The organism is Streptomyces sp. NBC_01390 (assembly GCF_045040105.1).
Taxonomy (GTDB): Bacteria; Actinomycetota; Actinomycetes; order Streptomycetales; family Streptomycetaceae; genus Streptomyces.
In genome coordinates this window covers 4,250,914-4,275,439 of record NZ_CP109551.1, presented here as the reverse complement: position 1 = coordinate 4,275,439, position 24,526 = coordinate 4,250,914, and the positions used below count along the sequence as shown (strand labels likewise).

Genomic DNA, 24,526 nt, shown 5'->3' with positions numbered 1-24,526 from the left:
CTGTCGCGCTGGCTCGGCCGTGGCGCGCTCGTAGTCTCCCTCTCCGTCCTTCCCCAAGTCGTCGTTCCCTCGGGCTACGACGTGGCCGCTCAGGCCCAATCCCAATCAGCGCGTAGGCAGTTGGAGGACCAGGCCGAGGCGAAGATCGACAAGGTGGGCGTGCTTAAGCCCGGCACGTCCAAGGCCCCGAAGGACAAAGCCCCACCGGCGTCCCGCGAGACCCTTGAGCGGTTGAAGAAGGCCGCCTGGCCAGAGGCTGGGACGGTCACTGCTGAGGTGGAGGCGACCCGCGAGGCCGCTGTCACCGTCGGCGGGCTCAGCGTGAAGTTGGCCCAACAGCCCGCCACCGTTGGGGCCAAGGCACCGAAGAGCAAGGCAGCGGCGAAGGGCACCGGCCCGACCGAGAAGGTGGGGCTCCGCCTCCACTCTCAGGCAGCGGCGAAGAAGGCAGGCGTCAACGGCGTCCTACTCACCGTCGCCCCGGCGGGAACCGCATCCGGAAAGCCCTCCACTGACACCGACAAGCTCCGGGTCTCCTTGGACTACTCCTCCTTCAAGGATGTCTACGGCGGCAACTTCGGCCCCCGCCTGCGCCTGGTGACACTCCCGGCCTGTGCGCTGACCACCCCGGAGAAGAAGTCCTGCCGTACCCAGCGACCAGTGACGGGCGCGGACAACGACGCGAAGTCCCAGACGCTCACAGGCACCGTCTCCGCCCGTACCCTCGCGGCCGGCACCCCGATGGTGCTGGCGGCAGCGGCCGACAGCTCGGGCGGCGGCGGTGACTACGGCGCCACTCCGCTGTCCCCGACCGCGACCTGGGAGGCCGGCGGCAGTACGGGCGACTTCACATGGAACTACCCGCTACGGGTCCCCCCGGCCACAGCCGGTCCGGCCCCGAATCTTTCGATCTCCTACAACTCCGCCTCGGTGGACGGACGTACAGCCGGAGAGAACAACCAGACCTCCGTGATCGGCGAAGGCTTCTCGATCACCGAGTCCTACATCGAACGCAAGTACGGCTCCTGCAAGGACGACGGCCAGTCCGGCAAGGGAGACCTGTGCTGGAAGTACGCCAACGCCACCCTGGTCCTCAACGGCAAGGCGGTCGAACTGGTCAACGCTTGCACCGACAAGACGGCCTGTGACACCGCGGCCCTGTCGCAGGCGTCCGGTGGTTCGTGGAAGGTGAAGAACGAGGACGGCACCCGCGTCGAGCACCTGACCGGAGCCACCGGCAACGGCGACGACAACACCGAGTACTGGAAGGTCACGGACGCCTCCGGCATTCAGTACTTCTTCGGCAAGCACCGGATGCCCGCTTGGAGCGACAACGGCACCGCCGCCGACGACGCGGTCACCAACTCCGTGTGGACCGTGCCGGTCTTTGGCGATGACTCCGGCGAGCCCTGCTACAAGTCCACCGGCTTCGCCGACTCCTCCTGCGCCCAGGCCTGGCGCTGGAACCTGGACTACGCCGTAGACCCTCACGGCAACGCTTCCACCTACTGGTACACCAGGGACCCGAACTACTACTCCAAGAACGCTGACACCACCGTCAACGGCACGCTCTACTACCGGGGCGGCTACCTCAACCGCATCGACTACGGCCTGCGCAGCGACCTGATCTACAGCAAGCCCGCAGCCCAGCAGGTCAGCTTCGCTTACGCCGAACGCTGTGTTGTCTCGGGCGGCTGCTCCAGCCTTACGGCAGATACCAAGGCCAACTGGCCCGACGTGCCCTTCGACATGATCTGCGCGGCCAACACCAAGTGCACCACCCAGATCGGCCCGGCCTTCTTCACCCGCAAGCGCCTCACCGACATCACCACCTCTGTGTGGACCGGCACCGGCACCACCCAGCGGGACGTGGACACCTGGCACCTGGAGCAGAGCTTCCCCGACCCCGGTGATGCCTCTTCGGCGAGCCTGTGGCTGAAGTCCATCCAGAACACAGGCAAGGCCAACACCACCACGGCTGCCATGCCGCCGATCATCTTCGGCGGTATCCAGCTGTCCAACCACGTCGAGGGCAGCGGCCCGGACACCCTTCGCTACATCAAGTGGCGGGTGCGCACCATCAAGTCCGAGACTGGCTCCACCCTCACCGCCAATTATTCCGACCCAGACTGCATCTGGGGCACCAGCATGCCGACTGTCGTCGACAAGAACACGCGCCGCTGCTTTCCGGTCAAGTGGTCCCAGTCCGGGGCAACTCCGGTCACCGACTGGTTCCATAAGTATGTCGTCACGTCCGTCTTCCAGGACGACCCCTACGGTCACGGCGACACCGGCGAGAAGTACTACGACTACCAGGGCGGCGCAGGCTGGGCGTATGCCGACGACGAGGGCCTGACCAAGCCGTCCAACCGAACATGGTCGCAGTGGCGCGGCTACGGCAAGGTCGTGGAGACCTCCGGCGACTCGGAGGGCCCGCGCAGCAAGAAGTCGACGCTCTACATGCGCGGCCTGAACGGCGAGAAGGAACTCGACGGCACAGCCCGGGTGGAGAAGGTCACTGATTCCACCGGCACCGCCATCGACGACTCCCGCCAGTACGCCGGCTTCGTCCGCGAGACCATCGTCTACAACGGCACCGAAGAGCTCAGCGGAACCATCAACACCCCCTGGTCCTACAAGACCGGCAGCCACACCTACAGCTGGGGTACCACCGAGTCCCGGATCGTCCAGGCCGACGAGACCACCACCCGCACCAAGACCTCCACCGGTACTCGCACGGTCAAGCAGAAGACCACGTACGACACCACGTACGGCATGCCGATGACGGTTGAGGACAGCGGCGACGCCACCAAGACCGGCGACGAGTCGTGCGTGCGCACCAGCTACGCCCGCAACACCTCGGCCTGGCTGGTCAACACGGTCTCACGCACCGAGACCTACTCGGTTCCCTGCACGACCACCCCGGCGATCCCCGACAACGTCGTCTCCGACATCACCACGGCCTACGACAACCAAGCTGTCGGGGTGGCACCCACCAAGGGTGAGATCACCGCGTCCTACCGGGTGTCCGACTACAACGCAGTGGACAAGACCCCCGTCTACCAACAGGTCTCCAGCTCCACCTTCGACAAGCTGGGCCGCCCGCTCACCGCGACCGACGCCCTCAACCACACGATCAAGACCACCTACATCCCTGACGACACCGGCTACGGCCCCCTGACGTCCAAGATGTCCGTCAACCCTGACCCCAAGCTCTTCACCTACACCACCGAGGTGGATCCGGCCTGGGGTACGGCCACCAAGACCACCGACCCCAACGGCAATGTCACCGAGTGGTCCTTCGACGCGCTCGGCCGCCTCCAGTCGGTCTGGATGCCGAATCGTTCCCGAGGGCTCGGTGATGTTGCCAGCATCGTCTACGCCTACAGCATCAACGACAACAAGGAGACCTGGGTCCGCACTGATGCCCTCAAGGCGGACGGGAAAATGTACAACAGCTCCTATGAGATCTTCGACGGCCTGCTGCGGTCCCGTCAGAAGCAGGCTCCCGCCCCGAACGGCGGCCGGGTGATCTCCGAAACCCTCTATGACGACCGCGGCTTGGCTTACATCTCCAATGGCCAGATCCACGACAACAACGCGCCCTCGGGCACCCTAGCCAATACCTTCCAAGGCTCCGTCCCCGCCTCCACCGAGACTGTCTTCGACGCCGCCGGCCGAGCCACCGAATCGATCTTCAGGGTCTACGACCAAGAGAAGTGGCGGACCAAGACCGACGAGCAGGGTGACCGCACCGCTGCCACCGCCGCCGCAGGCGGTACCGGTACCCTGACGATGATCGACGCCCGTGGTCGGATCACCGAGCGCCGTGAATACGGCGGCCCCGTCCCGACCGGCACGGACTACACCCGCACGTTGTACGACTACACCCCCGGCGGCCAGCTCAAGAAGATGACCGGACCGGACGGGGCGGTCTGGACGTACGGATACGACCTGCGCGGCCGCAAGATCACCTCGACCGATCCCGACAAGGGCAAAGTCGACACCACCTACAACGATCTCGACCAGCCTCTGACGGCCACCACAACTCTCGACGGAGTCTCCCGCACACTGATAACCGATTACGACGAACTCGGCCGCAAGACCGGAACCTGGGACGGGGCGAAGGACAACACCCACCAGCTGACCAAGTTCACCTACGACTCGCTGGCCAAGGGACAGCCGACAGCCTCGATCCGGTACGTCGGAGGTACCACCGGCAAGATCTATTACCAGATCGTCACCGGCTACGACACCCTCGGCCGTCCCAAGGGCACCAGGACCGGCATCGCCGCCGCCGACGACCTGGTTGTCAACGCTGGCGCACCGCAGACGTTCACCACGTCCACCGCCTACAACATCGACGGCACTGTCCAGTCCACCTCGATGCCTGAAGTGGCTGGCCTGCCGGCCGAGACCGTCACCAACAGCTACAACAACCTCGGCATGCTCACCGGCACTGACGGCATGACCGACTACGTCCAGAACATCGGCTACTCCCCGTACGGCGAGATCGAGGAGACCCGCCTGGGCACCTCCACCGGTGCCAAGCAGCTCCAGATCCTCAACCGCTACGAAGACGGCACCCGCCGCCTGGCCAACACGCACACCGTCGACCAGACCAACACCGGCTACACCAGCGACCTCGACTACATCTACGACACCACCGGCAACGTCAAGTCGATCACCGACAACGCCAACGGCAAGGACACCCAGTGCTTCGCCTACGACGGCTACCGTCGCCTGACCGAAGCCTGGACCCCGTCTTCCAACGACTGTGCTACCGCCCGCTCGGCGAGCACTCTCGGCGGGCCGGCTCCGTACTGGACCAGCTGGACCTTCAAGCCCGGCGGCCTGCGCGACACCCAGACCGAACACAAGGCCATCAGTGACATCACGACTGGCTATGGCTACCCCCCCGTCAACGCCGTCGGCGCAGGCCAGCCTCACACTCTGACCTCAGTCACTGTTAACGGCGGCACCGCCAAGGCGTACACCTACGACGAGCAGGGCAACACCACCGAACGCTACGGCACCACCGGCACCGCGCAGAGTCTCGTGTGGGACATCGAAGGGGAACTCAGCCGCCTCACCGAAGGTACCAAGACCACCGACTACCTTTATGACGCCAACGGGGAACTCCTGATCCGCCGCAGCCCCGGCAAGACTGTCCTCTACCTGGCAGGTCAGGAACTCCACTACGACACGGCGGCCAAAAAGTTCACCGCCCAACGTTACTACCCGGCCGGTGACGCCACCGCAGTCCGGACTGAGTCCAGCCTGTCCTGGATGGTCGACGACCACCACGGCACCGCCTCGATGACGGTGGACGCAACCACCCAGGCCGTCACCCGCCGCTACACCAAGCCCTTCGGTGAGGCTCGTGGCGTCACCCCGTCTGCCTGGCCCGACGACAAGGGTTTCCTTGGTAAACCCGCCGACGCCGATACCGGACTCACCCACGTGGGGGCCCGCGAGTACGACCCGGCCACCGGACGCTTCCTGTCCGTCGACCCCGTCCTCGCCCCCGAAGACCACGAATCCCTCAACGGCTACGCCTACGCCAACAACACCCCCGTCACCATGTCCGACCCCACCGGCTTGCGGCCAATCACGGACTGCGAGCGCGGGTGCAGCGACGGCAAGGGGGGCCGATACCACGACTACATGACGATGGGCTCCAACGGCACCTGGGTCTACCACTCCACCCAGACCTACACGCAGACCGTCCAATACCAGAAGCCGGGTGGTGGCACCGGCAGTGGCACTATGACGATCACCATCCGCACGGACGGGGGCCACAAATCGGCGCAGATCGCATTCAAGAAGGGTCCTGACCCGAAGCCCGAGCGACGAGACGGATCGCAGTGCAGATCTTGCTGGGCCATGGGAACGAATCCCTATTACGACCGAAATGCAGACGATCTGCCAGATACGCCGAAGCATGCAACCTGGGTGAATGTCGTGGTGGGCGTCGTCGTGGGCGTGGCGGCGGCGATAGTCGCCGCCCCGGTCATTGCAGCTGTCGCTCCAGAAATCAGCGCAGCGTGCCTGGCGAACCCTGCAGGTTGCACTGAGGTCATAGCCGAAATGGGAACAGGTGGCGCCGCAGGTGGAAGCATGCCATCTGGTGCAGCATATGGGGGCGCAGCGAATTACTCTAATGGCGCCCGGCTTGCAAAGCAGCTAGAGTATGAGGTCGACGCTGCTGCAGCGGCCAAGATGTTCACCACGAACGGCGACCTTACCGCGGAAACCATCGCACGTTCCACGAAAATTCAAGAGGGCTCCAAGATGAAGAACGCCCACCTGAAGGAATACTTCGCGGCACACGGTGGTGCTGCTCAGTGGGGCAAGTATGCAACTCCGCGAAGCAACATCCCGGGCGGCGAGGGAACTCTGGAGGTTCATTTCTATAGAAATGAAGTGAGTGGAGAAGTTTACTACTATGACTACAAGGTGAAGCTGGGCGGAGGTCAGAGAAAGTGAGAGTTCGTTATCTGGGCGCCCCGGAAGCGTCTCCCAGCCCTGTTGATGGCAGATACCATTTCAGTCCAGGGCAGGAGTGCGTCGTACTCGAACTGCATGTACGGAGTGACGGTTCTTCTTCCCTGCGAATTGAGCACTCGGCTGGGGAACTCGCCGGGCTGTACAGCGGGAAGTGCTTTGAGCAGGTGTCTGATTTCGTCCCTTCCCAGTGGAGTGTGGAGATCTATCGGCGAGGCGGACTGAGCATGGGGCCGAAAGAATGGATCGCAGGAGATTTCTGGGAGCGCATGATGGAGCGTGATCCGGAAGCGGAAGCTGCCTTCGAGGTGACACGCGACGCGATCATGGCCGAGGATCCTGTGGCCTGATCCAGGTTGTGTCGTCAATCTGAAAAGATCCGTGGCACTCGCTGAAAACGAAGGCCCTGGCGTGGCGGGCGACGGATGTGAGTGCCCAGGCAGCCCGAGGTATCCGGTGCGAACCTCCCTTTCCCGGGCAGTGCTCGCGCCGGGCGCACGGGTATTTTCTGTCTTCTTGGGGTGGGCGGAGACAAACCATTGCCAGGAAAGGCAGCGTCAGCCTGACGGAGGCGGGGCGGCCGTGGGGTGCAGGCCGTCGGGTTCGACGACTCTGGTGGCGCAGGCAGTCGGTGTCGAGACCTCGACCGGGCGGGCACGAAGCTGAGGGCGCAAACGCGGTATCCGCGGCGAACGACAAGGGAAGGGAGGCGTGGGTGCACAGCGTTGAGGCACTCGACGTCGAAGCGGGGGCAGGCGGTAGTGCGCGCTGGACGCTCAGCGCCAAATCGTATCTGTCGGGGGCCGATACGATGCCGACGTACTGATCGGCAAGCGTGAGGAGGCACACGCATGCGAGACGAGAGCGAGAGCGGGACACCGCAGGACGACTGTCTGTTCTGCAAGATTGTCGCGAAGCTCATCCCGGCGACGATCGTCCAGGAGACGGACACCACCGTCGCCTTCCGGGACATCAACCCCCAGGCGCCGACGCACATCCTGGTGATCCCCAAGGTCCACCACCCCGACGCGGCCTCCCTCGCCGCCGCCGAACCCGGCATCACCGCCGATGTGCTGCGCCACGCCGGTGAGATCGCGGCCGAGGAGAAGCTGGACAGCTACCGCATCGTCTTCAACACGGGCAGCGGCGCCGGCCAGACCGTCTTCCACGCCCACGCGCACATCCTCGGCGGGCGTGGCCTGCAGTGGCCCCCGGGATAGCCGGGCCGAGCGAACCGAGAACGGTAACTTCCCTTGTCCGCACGTGAACTGGTGGTCCTCGGCACCGCCAGCCAGGTACCCACCCGGCACCGCAACCACAACGGCTACCTCCTCCACTGGGACGGCGAGGGCCTCCTCTTCGATCCCGGCGAGGGCACGCAGCGCCAGATGCTGCGTGCCGGGGTCGCCGCCCACGACATCAACCGGATCTGCGTCACGCACTTCCACGGGGACCACTCGCTCGGGCTCGCCGGGGTCGTCCAGCGCATCAACCTCGACCGCGTCCCGCACGAGGTGACCGCGCACTACCCGCGCTCCGGGCAGAAGTTCTTCGACCGGCTGCGGTACGCCACCGCCTACCGCGAGACCGTCCAGATCGGTCAGGTGCCGGTGTCGGGGGAGGGCGGGGTGCTGGCGGCCACGGCCGGTTACCGCCTCGAAGCCCGCAGGCTCTCCCATCCCGTCGAGTCGTACGGCTATCTCCTCGTCGAGCCCGACGGACGCCGCATGCTGCCCGAGCTGCTCGCCGAGCACGGCATCAAGGGGCCGGACGTCGGGCGGCTGCAGCGGGAGGGTTCTCTCGGTTCCGTCACCCTCGACGAGGTCAGCGAGGTGCGGCACGGACAGCGGTTCGCCTTTGTGATGGACACCCGGTTGTGCGACGGCGTGCACGCGCTCGCCGAGGGGTGCGACCTGCTCGTTATCGAGTCGACCTTCCTTGACGAGGATCTCCAACTCGCCGTCGACCATGGGCACTTGACCGCAGGGCAGGCGGGGGCGGTCGCCCGGGACGCCGGTGTGCGGCATCTCGTCCTCACCCACTTCAGCCAGCGCTACTCCGACCCGGCCGAGTTCGAGCGGCAGGCGCGGGCCGCCGGGTACGAGGGCGAGCTGACCGTCGCGTACGACCTGCTGAGGGTGCCGGTTCCGAAACGGCGGTAAACCGGTCGTACGATTCTTTGATGTCCCTCCCCAAAGCCGAACTGCACCTCCACATCGAAGGCACCCTCGAACCCGAGCTGGCCTTCGCGCTCGCCGCGCGCAACGGCGTGTCGCTGCCGTACGCCGACACCGAAGAGCTGCGGAAGGCGTATCTCTTCGACGACCTGCAGTCCTTCCTGAACCTGTACTACGAGCTCATGGCCGTCCTGCGCACCGAACAGGACTTCGAGGACCTCGCCATCGCCTATCTCGCGCGGGCCGCCGCGCAGGGCGTGCGGCACGCGGAGATCTTCTTCGATCCGCAGGCCCACCTCGCCCGGGGCGTGAGCATGGGGACGGTCGTCGAGGGGCTGTGGCGGGCGCTCGGCGACAGCGAGGCGGCGCACGGCGTCTCCACGCAGCTCATCATGTGCTTCCTGCGCGACGAGTCCGCCGAGTCGGCCATGGAGACGCTGGAGGCGGCGAAACCGTACCTCGACCGGATCGCCGGAGTCGGGCTCGACTCCGCCGAGGTCGGGCATCCGCCGGTCAAGTTCCGCGAGGTGTACGAGGCCGCCGCCGGGCTGGGGCTGCGGCGCGTCGCGCACGCGGGCGAGGAGGGGCCGCCCGAGTACATCACCGAGGCCCTCGACGTCCTCGGCGTCGAGCGGATCGACCACGGGCTGCGCTGCATGGAGGACCCGGAACTGGTCGCGCGGCTCGTCCGGGACCGGGTGCCGCTGACCCTGTGCCCGCTGTCCAACGTACGGCTGCGGGCTGTGGACGTACTGGCCGAGCACCCGCTGCCGGCGATGCTCGACGCGGGACTTCTCTGCACCGTCAACTCCGACGACCCCGCGTACTTCGGCGGCTACGTCGGTGACAACTTCGGGGCGGTGCGCGAAGCCCTGGGGCTGGGTGAGGAGCGGCTGCGGGAGCTGGCGCGGAACTCGTTCCTCGCGTCGTTCCTGGACCACGACGAGGAGCGGCGGGCCCGGTATCTCGCCGAGGTGGAGGCGTACGAGTTCACGCGGTGACCCGAGGTCTCCGCAGAGGTTCCGGGGGCGTACCCGGAGTGGAGTGACGGCCCGTTGTCAGTGGTGTGGTGCAGACTGGCCTGAATCCGCACCATCGTCAGGGAGCGCACCGTGATCGCGTCCACCGCGTCCACCGGAGAGGGATCGTCCGACCGTCAGGCCCAGGTCGATCCCCTGGCCGCCCTGCGCGCGCCCGACGAACCTCCGTGGGACGTGTATCTGACGGGCACCGTCTTCCTCGACATCATCTTCACCGGCCTCGACAGCGCCCCGGTGCGCGGCACCGAGTCCTGGGCGCGCGGGATGGGGTCCAGCCCCGGCGGGGTCGCCAACATGGCCACCGCGCTCGCCCGGCTCGGCCTGCGGACCTCCCTCGCCGCCGCGTTCGGCGACGACCACTACGGCGAGTACTGCTGGGACGCCCTCGAACAGGGCGAGCACATCGACCTCTCCACGTCACGCACGGTCCCCGGCTGGCACTCCCCGGTCACCGTCTCCATGGCGTACGAGGGCGAGCGCACGATGGTCTCCCACGGCCACGAGGCACCCCCGGAGGAACCGACCCCCGAGTGCCCGCCGCACTCCCGCGCCGCCGTCGCCTCCCTCACCCCGGGCGTCCGCGCCCCCTGGATCGCCCAGGCCGCCCGCAAGGGTGCCCGTATCTTCGGCGACGTCGGCTGGGACGACACCGGCCGCTGGGACCTCGCCGGCCTCGCCGACCTGGAGCACTGCGAGGCCTTCCTGCCCAACGCCGAGGAGGCGATGCGCTACACGCGCACCGACTGCCCCCGCCAGGCCGCCCACGCCCTCACCGACCACGTACCGCTCGCCGTCGTCACCCTCGGCGCCGAGGGTGCGTACGCGGTGGACGGGCGTACGGGGGAGACGGCGGAGGTGCCGGCCATCGCCGTCGAGGCCCTCGACCCGACCGGCGCCGGTGATGTCTTCGTCGCGGGCTTCGTCACCGGCACCCTCGCGAACTGGCCGCTCGCCGACCGCCTCGCCTTCGCCGGCCTCACCGCCGCCCTTTCCGTCCAGGACTTCGGCGGCTCCCTCTCCGCCCCCGGCTGGTCCGAGATCGGGGCCTGGTGGCGCGAGATCCAGTCGTACGAGCACCAGGACCCGGCGGCCCTCCGGCGGTACGCGTTCCTCGCGGACCTGGTGCCCAGGAGCGCCAGACCGCGCCCGTGGCCGCTGCGGCGGGCCGTTCCGACGATCGGTTTCCGCAGATCCGCCTGAGCGTGTGCGGCGGGCCTTGCGGTACGTACACCGGACCGTGAGCTAAAAGCCCTACGGCGTTGTCAGTGCACCGTCGTAGGCTTGGAGTGGAAGGCTACCCACGTGGTTAGCGTGCCCCATTGAGGAGGTCGTGCAGGCCTACAGGGCCGGCCCATGACTCAGACACCCACAGCTCAGCCCCCTGCGCGGGGGCAGGCACGAGCGCAGTTCACCGTTCCGGCCGCGCACCCCATGGTGACCGTGCTGGGTTCCAGCGACAGTCTGCTGCGCGCGATCGAGAAGGCCTTCCCGGCGGTCGACATCCATGTCCGGGGCAATGAAGTCAGCGCCGTGGGCGAAGCGGTCGAGGTCGCCCTCGTCCAGCGCCTGTTCGACGAGATGATGCTGGTGCTCCGCACCGGACAGCCGATGACGGAGGACGCAGTGGAACGCTCGATCGCCATGCTCAGAGCGAGCGGGAACGGGGAGGGCGACGGCCAGGAGACCCCGGCCGAGGTCCTCACGCAGAACATCCTGTCCTCGCGGGGCCGCACCATCCGTCCCAAGACCCTCAACCAGAAGCGCTACGTCGACGCCATCGACAAGAACACCATCGTCTTCGGCATCGGCCCGGCCGGTACCGGCAAGACGTATCTCGCCATGGCGAAGGCCGTCCAGGCCCTCCAGTCCAAGCAGGTCAGCCGGATCATCCTGACCCGCCCGGCGGTGGAGGCGGGCGAGCGGCTCGGCTTCCTCCCGGGCACGCTGTACGAGAAGATCGACCCGTATCTGCGCCCGCTGTACGACGCGCTGCACGACATGCTCGACCCCGACTCGATCCCGAAGCTGATGGCCTCGGGGGTCATCGAGGTGGCGCCGCTGGCGTACATGCGCGGCAGGACCCTCAACGACGCCTTCATCATCCTGGACGAGGCGCAGAACACCAGCGCCGAGCAGATGAAGATGTTCCTCACCCGCCTCGGCTTCGAGTCGAAGATCGTGATCACGGGTGACGTGACGCAGGTCGACCTCCCGTCCGGGACGAAGTCCGGTCTGCGGCAGGTGCAGGACATCCTCGAAGGCCTCGAAGACGTCCACTTCTCGCGGCTCACCTCCCACGATGTCGTCCGGCACAAGCTGGTCGGCCGTATCGTCGACGCGTACGAGAAGTACGACAACGAGAACGGCACGGAGAACGGCACCCACAAGGGTGTCCGGGACAGCCGCAACAAACGGAAGTAGACAGACCAGCACCATGTCGATCGACGTCAACAACGAGTCCGGAACCGAGGTCGACGAGCAGGCGATCCTCGACATCGCCCGCTACGCGCTCGCGCGGATGCGCATCCACCCGCTCTCCGAGCTCTCGGTGATCGTCGTGGACGCCGACGCCATGGAGCAACTGCACATCCAGTGGATGGACCTGCCCGGTCCGACCGACGTCATGTCCTTCCCCATGGACGAGCTGCGCCCGCCGTCGAAGGACGACGACGAGCCGCCGCAGGGGCTTCTCGGTGACATCGTGCTCTGCCCCGAGGTCGCCGAGAAGCAGGGCAAGGAGGCCGAGACGCAGCACTCCATGGACGAGGAACTCCAACTCCTCACCGTCCACGGCGTGTTGCACCTCCTCGGCTACGACCACGAGGAAGCGGACGAGAAGGCCGAGATGTTCGGCCTCCAGGCCGCCATCGTCGACGGCTGGCGCGGCGAGCAGGGGATGACCGGCCCGTCGCCCGCCCCGACGGTGTCATGACCCCCCAACTCGTCACCGGTGCCATAGCGCTGGTCGTCGTCGCCTGGCTCGCCGCCTGCGCGGAGGCGGGCCTCGCGCGTGTCTCCAGCTTCCGCGCCGAGGAGGCCGTCCGCAGCGGCCGGCGCGGCAGCGCCAAGCTCGCGCAGATCGCCGCCGACCCGACCCGCTATCTCAACGTGGCACTGCTGGTGCGCGTGGTCTGCGAGATGGCCGCCGCCGCGCTCGTCACCTACGCCTGCCTGCAGAAGTTCGACCGGACCTGGCAGGCTCTCGCCGTCGCCATCGGCGTGATGGTGCTCGTCAGTTACGTCGCGGTCGGCGTCTCGCCGCGCACGATCGGGCGTCAGCACCCCCTCAACACGGCCACGGCAGCCGCGTACGTCCTGCTGCCACTGGCCCGCGTCATGGGGCCGATCCCCTCCCTCCTCATCCTCATCGGCAACGCCCTCACCCCCGGAAAGGGCTTCAGGCGCGGCCCGTTCGCCTCCGAGGCGGAGCTGCGCGCGCTGGTCGACCTGGCCGAGAAGGAGTCCCTGATCGAGGACGACGAGCGCCGCATGGTGCACTCCGTCTTCGAGTTGGGCGACACCCTCGTACGGGAGGTCATGGTCCCTCGTACGGATCTGGTGGTCATCGAGCGGTACAAGACGATCCGGCAGGCCCTCACCCTCGCGCTGCGCTCCGGGTTCTCGCGCATTCCGGTCACCGGGGAGAACGAGGACGACGTCGTCGGGATCGTGTATCTGAAGGACCTCGTCCGCAAGACGCACATCAGCCGGGACGCGGAGAGCGAGCTCGTCTCGACGGCGATGCGGGCCGCCGCCTTCGTGCCCGACACGAAGAACGCCGGTGACCTGCTCCGCGAGATGCAGCGCGACCGCAACCACGTCGCCGTCGTCATCGACGAGTACGGCGGCACGGCCGGCATCGTGACCATCGAGGACATCCTCGAGGAGATCGTCGGCGAGATCACCGACGAGTACGACCGTGAACTCCCGCCCGTCGAGGAGCTGGGCGACGAACGTCACCGGGTCACGGCCCGCCTCGACATCACCGACCTCGGCGAGCTGTACGGCCTGGAGGAGTACGACGACGAGGACGTGGAGACGGTGGGCGGCCTGCTGGCGAAGGCGCTGGGCAGGGTACCGATCGCCGGGGCCTCAGCTGTCGTCGAACTGCCCGACGGACGCGAACTGCGGCTCACGGCCGAGGCCGCGGCCGGACGCCGGAACAAGATCGTGACGGTGCTCGTGGAGCCGCTCGACCACACCGGGGCACTGGAGAAGGAGAAGGAGGGGAACGAGGCGTGACTCCGCAGGAGCTGCGTGCCTTCTGTCTGTCCTTCAACGCGGCTGTCGAGGACTTCCCCTTCAGCCCGGAGGTCTCGGTCTTCAAGGTGCTGGGCAAGCTCTTCGCCCTGTCCTGGCTGGACAACCAGCCCCTGACGGTCAACCTGAAGTGCGTCCCGGAGGACGCGATCCGGCTGCGCGCCGATCATCCGGGGCTGATCATCCCCGGCTACCACATGAACAAGCGGCACTGGAACACCGTGACGGTCGACGGGGAGTTGCCTGATCAGCTTGTACGGGAGCTGATCGAGGACTCGTACGACCTGGTGGTGGCCGGTCTGCCGCGCGCGGAGCGGTTGCGGCTCGACCGGCCTTGACACTTACTGCGAACGAGTGCTGCGAACAGGCCTCAGTACGGCAGGATGCGGCCCGACGGGGTCCTGCGGTCGATGGGGAGGTCGCGGGGGGAAGGAGCGCTGGGCCGACGGATGACGCGGATGCGGGTCTGGCGGTTCATAACGCCTCCTCAGGGCTCGCGGTTCCTGGGTCATGCCCTGATCGCCCGTACCTGATACCTGTTCTTGTGTGACTTCCTTGTGTCATGAAGCCTCAGGTGGCCTCAGCAGGGGACAAACCGCGTAAGTATGCTCTTGGCATGACCGACAGCAACGCGCTCGACCTCGATCCCGAGGACCGCAAGATCGTCACCCTGGCCCGCTCCGCCCGGGCCCGCAACGGGGTCCCCGAGGGGGCGGCGGTACGGGACGAGACGGGACGTACGTATGTCGCCGGCACGGTCTCCCTCGACTCGCTGAAACTGAGCGCACTGCAAACGGCGGTGGCCATGGCGGTGGCGTCGGGCGCGAGTTCGCTGGAGGCGGCGGCGGTCGTGACCGGCGCGGAGGCGGTATCCGCGGCCGACCTGGCGGCCGTACGGGATCTGGGCGGGCCCGCGACCCCGGTGCACGTGGCCGCGCCGGACGGGGTGGTCCGGCTGACGGTGTCCGCCGGTTGAGGTGAGTCCGGGAGCCCGTGCGAGGTGAAACCGGGGAGCCCCTGCGAGGGTTGGTCTTCGGCCACTTTCGTGGTCTCCCGGAGATTTCGCAAAGTGTCTCTTGTAATCGCGAGCAACCCACGCATCAATGGAACCCGCTCTTCCGACGGACCGTCAGATTCCCCCGCGCGGCGCCCCGCACCCGCCCCGCGGCTGACCGCACCCGGCCGCCGTACCCCCCACATCGCAATTCCCCACATGGCAATTCCCGTACCAGGGAAGGGAATCCGATCGATGAGAAGCACGTCAGTACGCCTGCCTGAAGGCAGGCGACTTGGTATCGGTGCGGTACTCGCGGCGGGCACGCTCGCCGTCACCGGTCTGGCCTTCGCGCCGGCCGCTGCGGCCGTCGCCCCCACCAGCGCGACAGTCTCCTACAACTGCGGTCTGTTCGGCGGAGGTTCGACCGTACTCACCGCGACGCAGTCCGGCACCTCGGCCACCATCACGGTCACCTCGAACATCAACGCCCCCCTCGCCCTCGCCGCCGACTCGATAGCCTCCACGCTGACCTTGGGCAAGGCCGGCGGCGGGACCACCGCCTTCACCGGCACCAAGAACCCGGCCACGGCCAGCGGAACCCCGGTCGTCGTCGGTCCACTGTCCGGCACCGTCGCCTCCGGTGACAGCCTGGACGCCGGCGGTGGCACCCTCAAGATGGTGCTCTTCGGCATCACCGTGACCTGTACCCCGACCGGAAACCAGTCCCCGGGACCGTTCGTCTACGAGTGACGGTCCGCCTCCCCGCACCCTTCTGAAGTGCGGCCGGCGTCGCTCCCTTCGCAGCGGCGCCGGCCGTTTCCGTCCGGAAAGCCGGGAAGTGACAGGAACTGATGGACCGTCAGTTCACTTTGGGCGAGGCCCCGTTATTTGGTGAGATGGCATTGACTTCTCACACAACCTGCACATCAATGGCCCCCTGTCGGCGCAGACGAGCCGCTGCGCCCGCATCCCTCAGAGGGGGCAACCATGGCCAATTCGGCATCCATGGGTTCGACCGGTCGAAGACGACGACGCCTGGCCGCGCTGCTCGGGGCGACCGCACTCGCGGTCACCGCGGGCGGTGCGCTGGCCGTCCCGGCCGGAGCGGCCGCCACGGCGTCCGTCGCCGTCGACTTCGCCACGCACTGCGTACCGCCGCCGATCGCGGGCCTCCCGCCCATCGACGGCACCACCACCGCGCAGATCACGGTGGACAACGCCACACCCAAGGTCGGCGACACCGTCACCGCGACGTACACGGTGGTCAAGCCGGCCGCGAGCAATCCCACCGATCTCGCCCTGCCCGCCGACATCATGACGCCCACCGGAAAGGTCAGCCTGAGCGGAGCGCAGACCGGCGACTTCACCGTCGCGGGGCCCAAGAAGAACGACCCTGTGCCCGGCAAGGGCGTTTTCCCGTCCTTCTCGATGACCGGCACCTTCACGGTCACCGCGCCCGGCGAGATCACCCTCTCGCCCGGCGACTACAACATCCACACCAGCTACATCCTTGAGCTGGACACCCCGTGCACGGTCATCACCCCGCCCGCGCCCGGATCCGTGACGATCACGGCGACGGACGGGACCCAGACCAACACCCGTGCCATCACGCTGGGTTCGGCCTCCGGAGCACCTGGGGCCGGGGTCACCGTGAACGGCGCACACTTCACGCCCGGTGCGACGGTCACACTCGCCGGCCGGTCCGGGGCCACCCAGACCGCCGACAACGCGACCGTGACGGCCGACGCCCAGGGCGCCTTCAGCGGCACCCTCGCCGTCAGCGACAAGACGACGACCGGGGTCGTGGCGTACGAGGGCAGCGCGTGGAGCGACAGCAAGGGGGCCGGTCCGGCCGCCTATGTCGTCATCGACGACACGCCCATTCCCGACAACAGCCAGAAGATCACCACCACGGTCAAGGCCGGTGATCTGTCGATGACCCAGGCGGGGGACTCCGTCCAGCTGTCGACGGTCGACTTCGGCAAGGGCGGCGCCTCGAAGGGCCCGCTGCAGACGGTGACCGTCAAGGACTTCCGCGGCGGACCCGCGGGCTGGTCCCTGACGGGCAAGGTCACCGACTTCAGCGGGCCCGGCGCCAAGATCGGTGCCGACAAGCTCAGTTGGACCCCGGCCTGCACCACCAAGGCCGGCAGCCCCAGCACCTGCCGGCCCGGGTCCCCGGGTGTGGTGGGCGGTACGGGAGCCACCCTGGCCTCCACACCTGACGGAGCGGTCACCGGCGGCGAGTTCACCGTCGACGCCGGACTGTCGCTGGACGTACCGGCGTTCACCCCGCCGGGCACCTACTCCGGCGTACTCACCCTCACCCTCACCTGAGCGACGTCCACCCGGACAACGCTCAGCCGATCAACCGGCAGTTGAACTACCAGCACACGAACCACCAGTACCTGAACGGCCGTTCGTCATCCGGTGGCCGGGCGCGCACCCGCCCGCCACCTACCTCGTCCGTGGGGGTCCGCACCCATGCGTAAGCCGTACGTCCTTCTCGCGCTCCCCATGTTCCTGCTGGCAGCGCTCGGCACGTCACTCCTGACGTCCGCCCCCGCCCGAGCCGCCGACAACGGCAGCTGGTCGGTCTTCCCCGTCGCCTCCGCGGTGGCGCAGCGCCCGTACTTCTACCTCTCCGCCGATCCCGGTACGTCCGTCAAGGACAAGGTGGCAGTCACCAACAAGACCGGCAAGCCGCTCACCTTCCGGCTGTACGCGGCCGACGCCTACAACACCGTCCGCGACGGCGGGTTCGCCGTACGCACCCGCACCGAGAAGCAGCGCGGCGTCGGCGCCTGGGCGCGGCCCGTGAAGTCCCGGGTCATCGTGCCCCCGCACAGGTCGATCACCGTGCCGTTCACCCTCAAGGTGCCCGAGGGCGCCGAACCCGGAGACCACGTGGGTGCGTTGGTCGCCCTCGACGAACGGATCGACACCGGCGACGGTTCCCTCGCACTCGGGGTGCAGCGGGCGGTCGGGGCGCGGATCTACCTGCGGGTGAACGGGCCGGCCGTCTCCGCGATCGCCGTCGAGGGGGTCAGGATCAGCCACCACCAGCCCCTCGTGCCCGGCCTCGGCGACAGCACCGCGACGATCTCCTACACCCTCCACAACACCGGGAACGTCACCCTCGACCCCCGGGTGGAGGTGCGGGCACAGGGCCTGTTCGGCCGTACGCTGCTCGCCCGCGACCTCACGAGAATCCCCTCCGAGCTGCTGCCCGGCCAACGCGTCAGACTCACCGAACCCTGGCGCGACGCCCCCCAACTCGACTGGGGCGACGTCACGTTGACGGCGTCGGCCAAGGACACCCGCGAGTCGGCGAGCGTGTCCTTCTTCGCGCTGCCGTGGCTCATGGCGGTGGTCGTGGTGGTGTTCGGTGCGCTGGGGTCGGTGCTGGGGGTCAGATGGTTCAGAGGGCGTCGGGACCGCGCTCGCCCGTCCGAACCCGGACCACCGTCTCCACCGGAAGAACCCACACCTTCCCGTCCCCGATCTTTCCCGTTCGCGCGGCCTTGACGACGGCGTCCAGCGCGGCGTCGGCGTCCCCGTCGTCGACGACGACCTCGATACGGACCTTCGGGACCAGGTCGACCTGGTACTCGGCGCCGCGGTACACCTCGGTGTGGCCGCGCTGACGGCCGTAGCCGCTGGCCTCGGTGACGGTCAGACCCTGTACGCCGAGTTCCTGGAGCGCGGTCTTGACCTCGTCGAGGCGGTACGGCTTGACGATCGCGGTGATGAGCTTCATGCCTGGCTCTTGACCTTCTGCGCGGAGGAGTGGGAGGAGTGGGACGCGTGTGCGGCGGAGGAGACCGGGGCGCCGTGGCCCAGGACGCCGTGATCGTATGCCGTCTCGGCGTGCACCGTAAGGTCGAGACCGGTGTGCTCCTCGTCCTCGCTCGCCCGGAACCCCATGATCCTGTCGATCGCCTTTCCGATGCCGTACGTGACGGCGAAGGCGTACGCGCCCACGGTCACCACGGCGACGGCCTGCCTGCCCAGCTGCCCGAGCCCGCCCCCGTACAGCAGCCCCTCGGCCCCGCCGGTCATGGACTCGGTGGCGAACACGCCGATCAGTAGTGTGCCGATGACTCCGCCGACCAGGTGCACGCCGACGACGTCGAGGGAGTCGTCGTAGTTCAGCCGGAACTTCCATCCGACGGCGTACGAGCAGACGACACCGGCGGCGAGCCCGACGACCAGCGCGCCGAGGAGGGAGACCGATCCGCAGGAGGGCGTGACGGCCACCAGACCGGCGACCGCGCCGGAGGCCGCGCCCAGGGTCGTGGGGTGACCGGCACGGCGCTGTTCGACGAAGAGCCAGCCGAGGAGGCCGGTGCAGCCGGCGGTGAGGGTGTTGAGGAAGGCGGCGGCGGCCAGCCAGTTGGCGCCGAGCGCGGAACCCGCGTTGAACCCGAACCAGCCGAACCAGAGCAGACCGGCGCCCAGCATGACCATGGGTAGGTTGTGCGGTCGCATGGCATCCCGCTTGAAGCCGAGGCGCGGGCCGAGGACCAGGCAGAGGGCGAGTCCGGAGGCGCCGGAGGTGATCTCGACGGGCAGGCCGCCGGCGAAGTCGAGGGCGCCCAGGTGGTCGAGAATCCAGCCGCCCGGGCCCCACACCCAGTGCGCGACGGGAACGTATACGAGCAGCGCCCACACGGGTACGAAGACCAGCCACGCCCCGAACTTCGCCCGGTCGGCGACCGCGCCGCTGACCAGGGCGGCGGTGATGACCGCGAAGGTGAGCTGGAAGGTGGCGAAGAGGAGGGTGGGCACGGTGCCCTGCACACTGTCGGGCCCGAGCCCGGCCATCCCCGCGTGCTTCAGCCCACCGATCAGCCCGCCGCCGACGTCGTCCCCGAAGGCGAGGGAGTAGCCGGCGGCCAGCCACACCACCGTGACCAGGGCGATCGACACGAAACTCATCATCAGCATGTTGAGAACGCTCTTCGTACGGACCATGCCGCCGTAGAAGAGCGCCAGGCCCGGGGTCATGAGGAGCACGAGGGCGGTGGCGGCGAGCAGCCAGGCGGTGTCGCCGGTGTCGATCCGGGCAGCGGCCAGGTTCACGGTGGTCTCGGTGGGCACAGTGTCTCCGGTCTCTCCAACGGGGGCGGGGGCTCGTCAGAGGGTCACCGGTGTGCGTTTCGAGTTCCGTACGGGGGTGTTTCCGGCGCGTTTCGTGTTGCGTGGGGGTTTCCGGAAGCTCACCGGTCACTCCGGCGGGCCGGCCCCGCCGGGTGTCCTGGAGGTGCCCTGGAGGTGCCTGGCGGGGCCCGGCGGGGCCTCGGCGTGCGGTGTGTCTCCGTGGATCAGGGACAATGGGCGCCATGAGTGTCCGTACCCCGTCATCCGAGCCGTCCGAGCAGTCCGTCGCGTCGCAGTCCTCGGCCGCGCACCGCGCCGGTTTCGCCTGCTTCGTGGGCCGCCCCAACGCGGGCAAGTCCACCCTCACGAACGCTCTGGTCGGCCAGAAGGTGGCGATCACCGCGGACCAGCCGCAGACCACGCGGCACACGGTACGGGGCATCGTGCACCGGCCGGACGCGCAGCTGATCCTGGTCGACACCCCCGGGCTGCACAAGCCGCGCACACTGCTGGGCGAGCGCCTGAACGACGTGGTGCGGACGACGTGGGCCGAGGTCGACGTCATCGGCTTCTGCCTCCCGGCGAACGAGAAGCTCGGCCCCGGTGACCGGTTCATCGCCAAGGAACTCGCGGCGATCAAGAAGACGCCGAAGATCGCGATCGTGACGAAGACCGACCTGGTCGAGGGCAAGGCGCTGGCTGAGCAGCTCATCGCGATCGACCAGCTCGGCCGGGAGCTGGGGTTCGAGTGGGCGGAGATCGTGCCGGTCTCGGCGGTCGCCGACAAGCAGGTGGACCTGCTGGCCGACCTGCTCGTCCCGCTGCTGCCCGAGGGGCCGGCGCTGTATCCGGAGGGTGACCTCACGGACGAGCCGGAGCAGGTCATGATCGCGGAGCTGATCCGGGAGGCGGCGCTGGAGGGGGTACGCGACGAGCTTCCCCACTCGATCGCGGTCGTGGTCGAGGAGATGATCCCTCGCGAGGACCGGCCCGCCGACAAGCCGCTGCTCGACATCCACGCGTTCGTCTACATCGAGCGGCCCAGCCAGAAGGGCATCATCATCGGGCCGAAGGGCAAGCGGCTCAAGGATGTCGGCATCAAGAGCCGCAAGCAGATCGAGGCGCTGCTGGGTACGCCGGTCTTCCTGGACCTTCACGTGAAGGTCGCGAAGGACTGGCAGCGGGATCCTCGTCAGCTGCGGAAGCTGGGGTTCTGAGCGCGGGGTCATCTGGGCCGGTGTTTTCGGGGTACCGCTGCTGCCGCTCGGGCCCTTTTTCCCACCCACCCACCCGTTTACCGCCTGATATCCACTTCACCTTCCGTGGGGTGACAAGTCCTGGGTTCCCACCACCCTCAGCAGTCGCAGGCGCTCGTACGACTCCGTGCCCGGGCGGGCTGTGTGGACGATCAGCAGCTGGCGGTGGTCGTGGGCCAGCATGATCTCGCAGTCGAGTTCCAGCACCCCCACCACGGGATGCACGAACCGCTTCGTCGCAGACCGCCGCACCTCCACCTCGTGCGCCTCCCACAGGCGCGCGAACTCCTCGCTCCCCGCCCGCAGTTCGGCCACCAGCGCCCTCGGCACCGGATCGTCGGGCCGGGCCGCGGCGACCGCCCGCAGGTTCGCCACGTGGGCGCGGGCGTGCTCGGCGAAGTCCTCCGGCGGGAACAGTGTCCGGGCCGCCGGGTCCAGGAAGAACCGGCGCAGCAGGTTCCGCTCCCGTGGCGGGCGGGCCGACACGTCCCCCGTCAACGCGCTCGCCATCGCGTTCTGCGCCAGCACCTCCCCGCAGTCGGTGACCACCTGGGCCGGGGTGTCGTGCAGCCGGTCGAGGATCAGCAGCAGCCCCGGCCGCACATGCTGTGGCACGCTCTCGCGCCGGGGCGGCTCCTCGCCCGCCAGGTGGAAGAGGTGGTCCCGTTCGTCGTCGGTGAGGCGCAGGGCCCTGGCCAGGGCGGTCAGCATCTGGCGGGACGGGCGCGGACCCCGGGACTGCTCCAGACGCGTGTAGTAGTCCACCGACATGCCGGCCAGCGACGCCACCTCCTCGCGGCGCAGACCGGGCGTACGGCGGCGGGCGCCGGGCGCGAGTCCCACCGCCGAGGGCTCCAGACGGGAGCGGCCATGACGCAGGAAGTCGGCGAGTTCGGCTCGGTTCACCCGTCCAGGATGTCGCCGCCCGCCCGGCTTATCCAGGGACTGCCGATCCCCTGATCCACGGGTCTCTCCCGCCGACCCCTCCACCGTCCGACGCTGGTGTCACCACTTGGACAAGTCGAACCAAGTCGAACGATGAGGAGCGGATCATGCTGACACTGGTGACGGGTACGACAGGGCAGGTCGGCCGGCGCTTCGTGCCGAGGCTGCTGGCGCAGAGCAGGCCGGGGGAGCGGGTACGGATCCTGGTGCGGGACGCGGCGCGGGCGGAGCGGTTCGCCGAGCTGGGCGCCGAGGTCGTGGTCGGGGACCTGCGCGACCCGGAGGCGCTCGGCAAGGCGGTCGCCGGGGTGGACTCGGTCGTGAACGTCGCCGCGTCCTTCCGGGGGGTACCGGACGAGGATGCGTGGGCCGTCAACCGGGACGCGGCGGTGGAGCTGGGCCGCGCCGCGCTGGCTTCGGGGGTGGGGCGGTTCGTGCAGGTCAGCACGCAGCTGGTGTACGGCACCGGACGGGGGCGCCCGTTGACCGAGGAGGACGAGAGCCGGCCCGGCGGCGAGATGTGGGGCGCCTACTGCGAGTCGAAGGTGGCCGCCGAACGGGAACTGCTCGCGCTGGAGGGCATGGACGTGCTCGTCGGCCGGCTCCCCTTCGTCTACGGCGAGGGCGATCCGCATCTCGCCCAGTCACTGATGTGGGCCCGGAACTGGGCGCCGGCCCAGCGGCTGCAGCTGGCCCACCACGCGGACGTCGCCCAGGGCCTGCTGCGCCTCCTGCACGCGCCGGGCGTCGCCGGCCGGATCTACAACATCGGCGACGACGCCCCCGTCACGGCGGTCGAGCTGCACCAGCTCAACGGGGCCGAGGTCCCCGCCGAACTCCACGAACACACCGACCCCGACCCGTGGTTCGGGATCGTCTCCACCGAGCGGATCCGCCGCGAACTCGGCTACCGCCCCCTCTACCCGACCGTCTGGGCGGCCCGGGACGCGGGCGCCCTGTAAGGCTGGCCCTGAGCTAGTCGACCCCCTTGATCCGCCCCACCAGCACCGCCCCCGCCAGTCCGATCACCGCGGACACCAGATACAGCACCGGGTAACCGCCCAGGTACGTCACGATCGGCGCCGCGAGGACCGGTGCCGTGACCTGGGGCAGGGCGTTGGCCACGTTGATGACGCCCAGGTCCTTGCCCCGGTCCAGCGCCTTCGGCAGCACGTCCGTCATCAGGGCGAAGTCGACCGACGTGAAGACGCCGAACCCGACGCCGAGCACCGCCGACGCGACGATCGCCCCCGGCCAGGTCTGCCACACCGCCAGCGCGGCCGTCGCCACCGCCATCAGCACCCCCGACCAGATCACGAACGGTTTGCGTCGGCCCACCCGGTCCGACCAGACCCCGCCGACGACCACCGTGGCGACCAGCGTCACGCTGTTCACCGCCGTCAGGATCAGGACTCCGCCCTCGGGGTCGGCGTAGTCGAGGCGGTCGCGCAGGTAGTACAGCAGGTACAGCAGCACCAGCGCGTTGCTCAGATTGATCAGGAAACGGGTCAGCCACGCCCACCCGAGGTCCGGATACCGGCGCGGGCTCAGCCAGAACCCGGCCAGGAAGGTCCGCCAGGACCACACCGGCCGGTCCTGGGCCGCGAGCCGCAGATCCTTGTGCCGCAGCACGTACGGCAGCACGCCCAGCAGCGTGAACGCGGCGCACGCCGCATATCCCGCGCCCACCCCGCCCGCCACCGTCGCCAGACCCGTCCCGCCGACCACACCGACAATCTGCGCGGCGCCCAACCAGCCGCCCACAGAGCCCCGTTGAAGCCTCGGAACGCGGTCGGGCACGGCCGCCGTGACGGCGGCGAAAGCAGCGTTCAGGGTCAGCTGGACCAGGCACCACCCCGCCACCATCGTCCACAGCCCACTCGCCCCCGCCAGCAGCAGCAGCGACAGCGCACCGCCCGCCGCGCCGGCCACGATCCACGGCGTACGGCGCCCCCACCGCGACGTCGTACGGTCCGACAGCGCGCCGAAGAACGGGTTCGCCGCCAGCGACACCAGGGCGCCCGCGGCCGCCACCCAGGCCAGCAGGGTCTCCTTCGACATCCCGGTGCCGGGCGCGAAGTCCTCGGCCTGGGAGGCGAGCAGGATCTGCAGCGGCCCGAACCAGCCCACCCAGATCGCCCCGTTGGCGAGCGAGAGCGAGGCGGTCCACCCCCGCCCGACCCGCTCCACGGGCTCGGCGAGCGCCGCCGGGGAAGGGCGGGACACGTCAGTCATCGCTGG

Annotated in this window: 20 protein-coding genes; 16 read left to right on the top strand and 4 right to left on the bottom strand. The window is 68.5% G+C overall.

Translation table 11 applies throughout. From position 1 onward, the window contains the following. The 14 genes from OG241_RS19080 (at position 1) to OG241_RS19015 (ending at position 18,509) form a co-directional block, all read left to right on the top strand. Entirely contained in the window at positions 1-6,489 is a 6,489-nt protein-coding gene (locus OG241_RS19080; protein WP_405826305.1) for an RHS repeat-associated core domain-containing protein, read from the top strand. A gap of 185 nt (positions 6,490-6,674) precedes the next feature. Beyond that, positions 6,675-6,857, top strand: a complete 183-nt coding sequence (locus OG241_RS19075) for a hypothetical protein (protein ID WP_405816733.1) — start codon at positions 6,675-6,677, stop codon at positions 6,855-6,857. Positions 6,858-7,358: 501 nt separating this feature from the next. Then, positions 7,359-7,727 carry a histidine triad nucleotide-binding protein gene (locus OG241_RS19070; protein ID WP_405816732.1) on the top strand — a complete coding sequence of 123 codons (369 nt, stop codon included), beginning with the start codon at positions 7,359-7,361 and terminating at the stop codon, positions 7,725-7,727. Positions 7,728-7,760: 33 nt separating this feature from the next. After that, complete coding sequence (locus tag OG241_RS19065; protein WP_405816731.1) at positions 7,761-8,669, top strand: ribonuclease Z; 909 nt, start codon at positions 7,761-7,763, stop codon at positions 8,667-8,669. Positions 8,670-8,689: 20 nt separating this feature from the next. Next, entirely contained in the window at positions 8,690-9,685 is a 996-nt protein-coding gene (locus OG241_RS19060; protein WP_405816730.1) for an adenosine deaminase, read from the top strand. A 111-nt stretch (positions 9,686-9,796) separates the two neighbouring features. Next, the gene (locus OG241_RS19055) at positions 9,797-10,924 is read left to right on the top strand and encodes a carbohydrate kinase family protein (RefSeq protein WP_405816729.1); all 1,128 of its coding nucleotides are present in this window, start codon (positions 9,797-9,799) and stop codon (positions 10,922-10,924) included. Between the two features lie 153 nt (positions 10,925-11,077). Then, positions 11,078-12,145, top strand: a complete 1,068-nt coding sequence (locus OG241_RS19050) for a PhoH family protein (RefSeq protein WP_405816728.1) — start codon at positions 11,078-11,080, stop codon at positions 12,143-12,145. 13 nt (positions 12,146-12,158) lie between these two features. After that, on the top strand, positions 12,159-12,656 hold the full coding sequence (gene ybeY, locus OG241_RS19045) for an rRNA maturation RNase YbeY (protein ID WP_389360881.1): 498 nt from the start codon (positions 12,159-12,161) through the stop codon (positions 12,654-12,656). Further along, a complete protein-coding gene (locus OG241_RS19040; protein WP_405816727.1) occupies positions 12,653-13,966 on the top strand; it encodes a hemolysin family protein in 1,314 nt (437 codons plus the stop codon). The genes ybeY and OG241_RS19040 overlap by 4 nt, the downstream gene beginning before the upstream one ends. Then, the gene (locus OG241_RS19035; RefSeq protein ID WP_405816726.1) at positions 13,963-14,322 is read left to right on the top strand and encodes an MmcQ/YjbR family DNA-binding protein; all 360 of its coding nucleotides are present in this window, start codon (positions 13,963-13,965) and stop codon (positions 14,320-14,322) included. Before OG241_RS19040 ends, OG241_RS19035 begins: the two co-directional genes overlap by 4 nt. 278 nt (positions 14,323-14,600) lie before the next feature. Next, entirely contained in the window at positions 14,601-14,960 is a 360-nt protein-coding gene (locus tag OG241_RS19030; protein WP_405816725.1) for a cytidine deaminase, read from the top strand. 273 nt (positions 14,961-15,233) lie between these two features. Further along, positions 15,234-15,731 carry a hypothetical protein gene (locus OG241_RS19025; protein WP_405816724.1) on the top strand — a complete coding sequence of 166 codons (498 nt, stop codon included), beginning with the start codon at positions 15,234-15,236 and terminating at the stop codon, positions 15,729-15,731. Between the two features lie 255 nt (positions 15,732-15,986). Beyond that, positions 15,987-17,318 carry a beta-xylosidase gene (locus OG241_RS19020; RefSeq protein WP_405826303.1) on the top strand — a complete coding sequence of 444 codons (1,332 nt, stop codon included), beginning with the start codon at positions 15,987-15,989 and terminating at the stop codon, positions 17,316-17,318. Between the two features lie 147 nt (positions 17,319-17,465). Next, positions 17,466-18,509 (top strand): WxL protein peptidoglycan domain-containing protein, encoded by a 1,044-nt coding sequence (locus OG241_RS19015; RefSeq protein WP_405816723.1) that lies wholly within the window; start codon positions 17,466-17,468, stop codon positions 18,507-18,509. Here the strand turns inward: OG241_RS19015 and OG241_RS19010 are convergent. Together OG241_RS19010 and OG241_RS19005 are read right to left on the bottom strand one after the other, a co-directional pair. After that, the gene (locus tag OG241_RS19010) at positions 18,403-18,741 is read right to left on the bottom strand and encodes a P-II family nitrogen regulator (protein WP_405816722.1); all 339 of its coding nucleotides are present in this window, start codon (positions 18,739-18,741) and stop codon (positions 18,403-18,405) included. The genes OG241_RS19015 and OG241_RS19010 overlap by 107 nt on opposite strands. Beyond that, positions 18,738-20,066, bottom strand: coding sequence for an ammonium transporter (locus OG241_RS19005; RefSeq protein ID WP_405826301.1), 1,329 nt, complete (start codon positions 20,064-20,066; stop codon positions 18,738-18,740). Before OG241_RS19005 ends, OG241_RS19010 begins: the two co-directional genes overlap by 4 nt. Before the next feature lie 251 nt (positions 20,067-20,317). On the opposite strand from OG241_RS19005, the gene era reads away from it, so the two are divergent. After that, positions 20,318-21,301 (top strand): GTPase Era, encoded by a 984-nt coding sequence (era, locus tag OG241_RS19000; RefSeq protein ID WP_405816721.1) that lies wholly within the window; start codon positions 20,318-20,320, stop codon positions 21,299-21,301. Between the two features lie 96 nt (positions 21,302-21,397). Here the strand turns inward: era and OG241_RS18995 are convergent, their stop codons facing one another. Continuing rightward, positions 21,398-22,246, bottom strand: a complete 849-nt coding sequence (locus tag OG241_RS18995; RefSeq protein WP_405816720.1) for a helix-turn-helix transcriptional regulator — start codon at positions 22,244-22,246, stop codon at positions 21,398-21,400. 146 nt (positions 22,247-22,392) lie between these two features. Here OG241_RS18995 and OG241_RS18990 point away from each other — a divergent pair, with 146 nt between their 5' ends. Then, positions 22,393-23,247: an NAD-dependent epimerase/dehydratase family protein gene (locus OG241_RS18990; RefSeq protein ID WP_405816719.1), complete on the top strand. Its 855-nt coding sequence runs from the start codon at positions 22,393-22,395 to the stop codon at positions 23,245-23,247. Between the two features lie 13 nt (positions 23,248-23,260). Here OG241_RS18990 and OG241_RS18985 read toward each other — a convergent pair whose 3' ends face one another. Next, positions 23,261-24,520: an MFS transporter gene (locus OG241_RS18985; protein ID WP_405816718.1), complete on the bottom strand. Its 1,260-nt coding sequence runs from the start codon at positions 24,518-24,520 to the stop codon at positions 23,261-23,263. Between the last annotated feature and the right edge of the window lie 6 nt (positions 24,521-24,526).

What these genes read in the sequence shown, in the direction of transcription:
- OG241_RS19025 (WP_405816724.1), top strand. Translation starts at nt 15,234, where the DNA reads ATGAGAAGCACGTCAGTACGCCTGCCTGAAGGCAGGCGACTTGGTATC.
- OG241_RS19040 (WP_405816727.1), top strand. Translation starts at nt 12,653, where the DNA reads ATGACCCCCCAACTCGTCACCGGTGCCATAGCGCTGGTCGTCGTCGCC.
- OG241_RS19020 (WP_405826303.1), top strand. Translation starts at nt 15,987, where the DNA reads ATGGGTTCGACCGGTCGAAGACGACGACGCCTGGCCGCGCTGCTCGGG.
- OG241_RS19060 (WP_405816730.1), top strand. Translation starts at nt 8,690, where the DNA reads ATGTCCCTCCCCAAAGCCGAACTGCACCTCCACATCGAAGGCACCCTC.
- OG241_RS19050 (WP_405816728.1), top strand. Translation starts at nt 11,078, where the DNA reads ATGACTCAGACACCCACAGCTCAGCCCCCTGCGCGGGGGCAGGCACGA.
- OG241_RS19010 (WP_405816722.1), bottom strand. Translation starts at nt 18,741, where the DNA reads ATGAAGCTCATCACCGCGATCGTCAAGCCGTACCGCCTCGACGAGGTC.
- OG241_RS19070 (WP_405816732.1), top strand. Translation starts at nt 7,359, where the DNA reads ATGCGAGACGAGAGCGAGAGCGGGACACCGCAGGACGACTGTCTGTTC.
- OG241_RS18990 (WP_405816719.1), top strand. Translation starts at nt 22,393, where the DNA reads ATGCTGACACTGGTGACGGGTACGACAGGGCAGGTCGGCCGGCGCTTC.
- OG241_RS19030 (WP_405816725.1), top strand. Translation starts at nt 14,601, where the DNA reads ATGACCGACAGCAACGCGCTCGACCTCGATCCCGAGGACCGCAAGATC.
- OG241_RS18985 (WP_405816718.1), bottom strand. Translation starts at nt 24,520, where the DNA reads ATGACTGACGTGTCCCGCCCTTCCCCGGCGGCGCTCGCCGAGCCCGTG.
- era (WP_405816721.1), top strand. Translation starts at nt 20,318, where the DNA reads ATGGGCGCCATGAGTGTCCGTACCCCGTCATCCGAGCCGTCCGAGCAG.
- OG241_RS19015 (WP_405816723.1), top strand. Translation starts at nt 17,466, where the DNA reads ATGCGTAAGCCGTACGTCCTTCTCGCGCTCCCCATGTTCCTGCTGGCA.
- ybeY (WP_389360881.1), top strand. Translation starts at nt 12,159, where the DNA reads ATGTCGATCGACGTCAACAACGAGTCCGGAACCGAGGTCGACGAGCAG.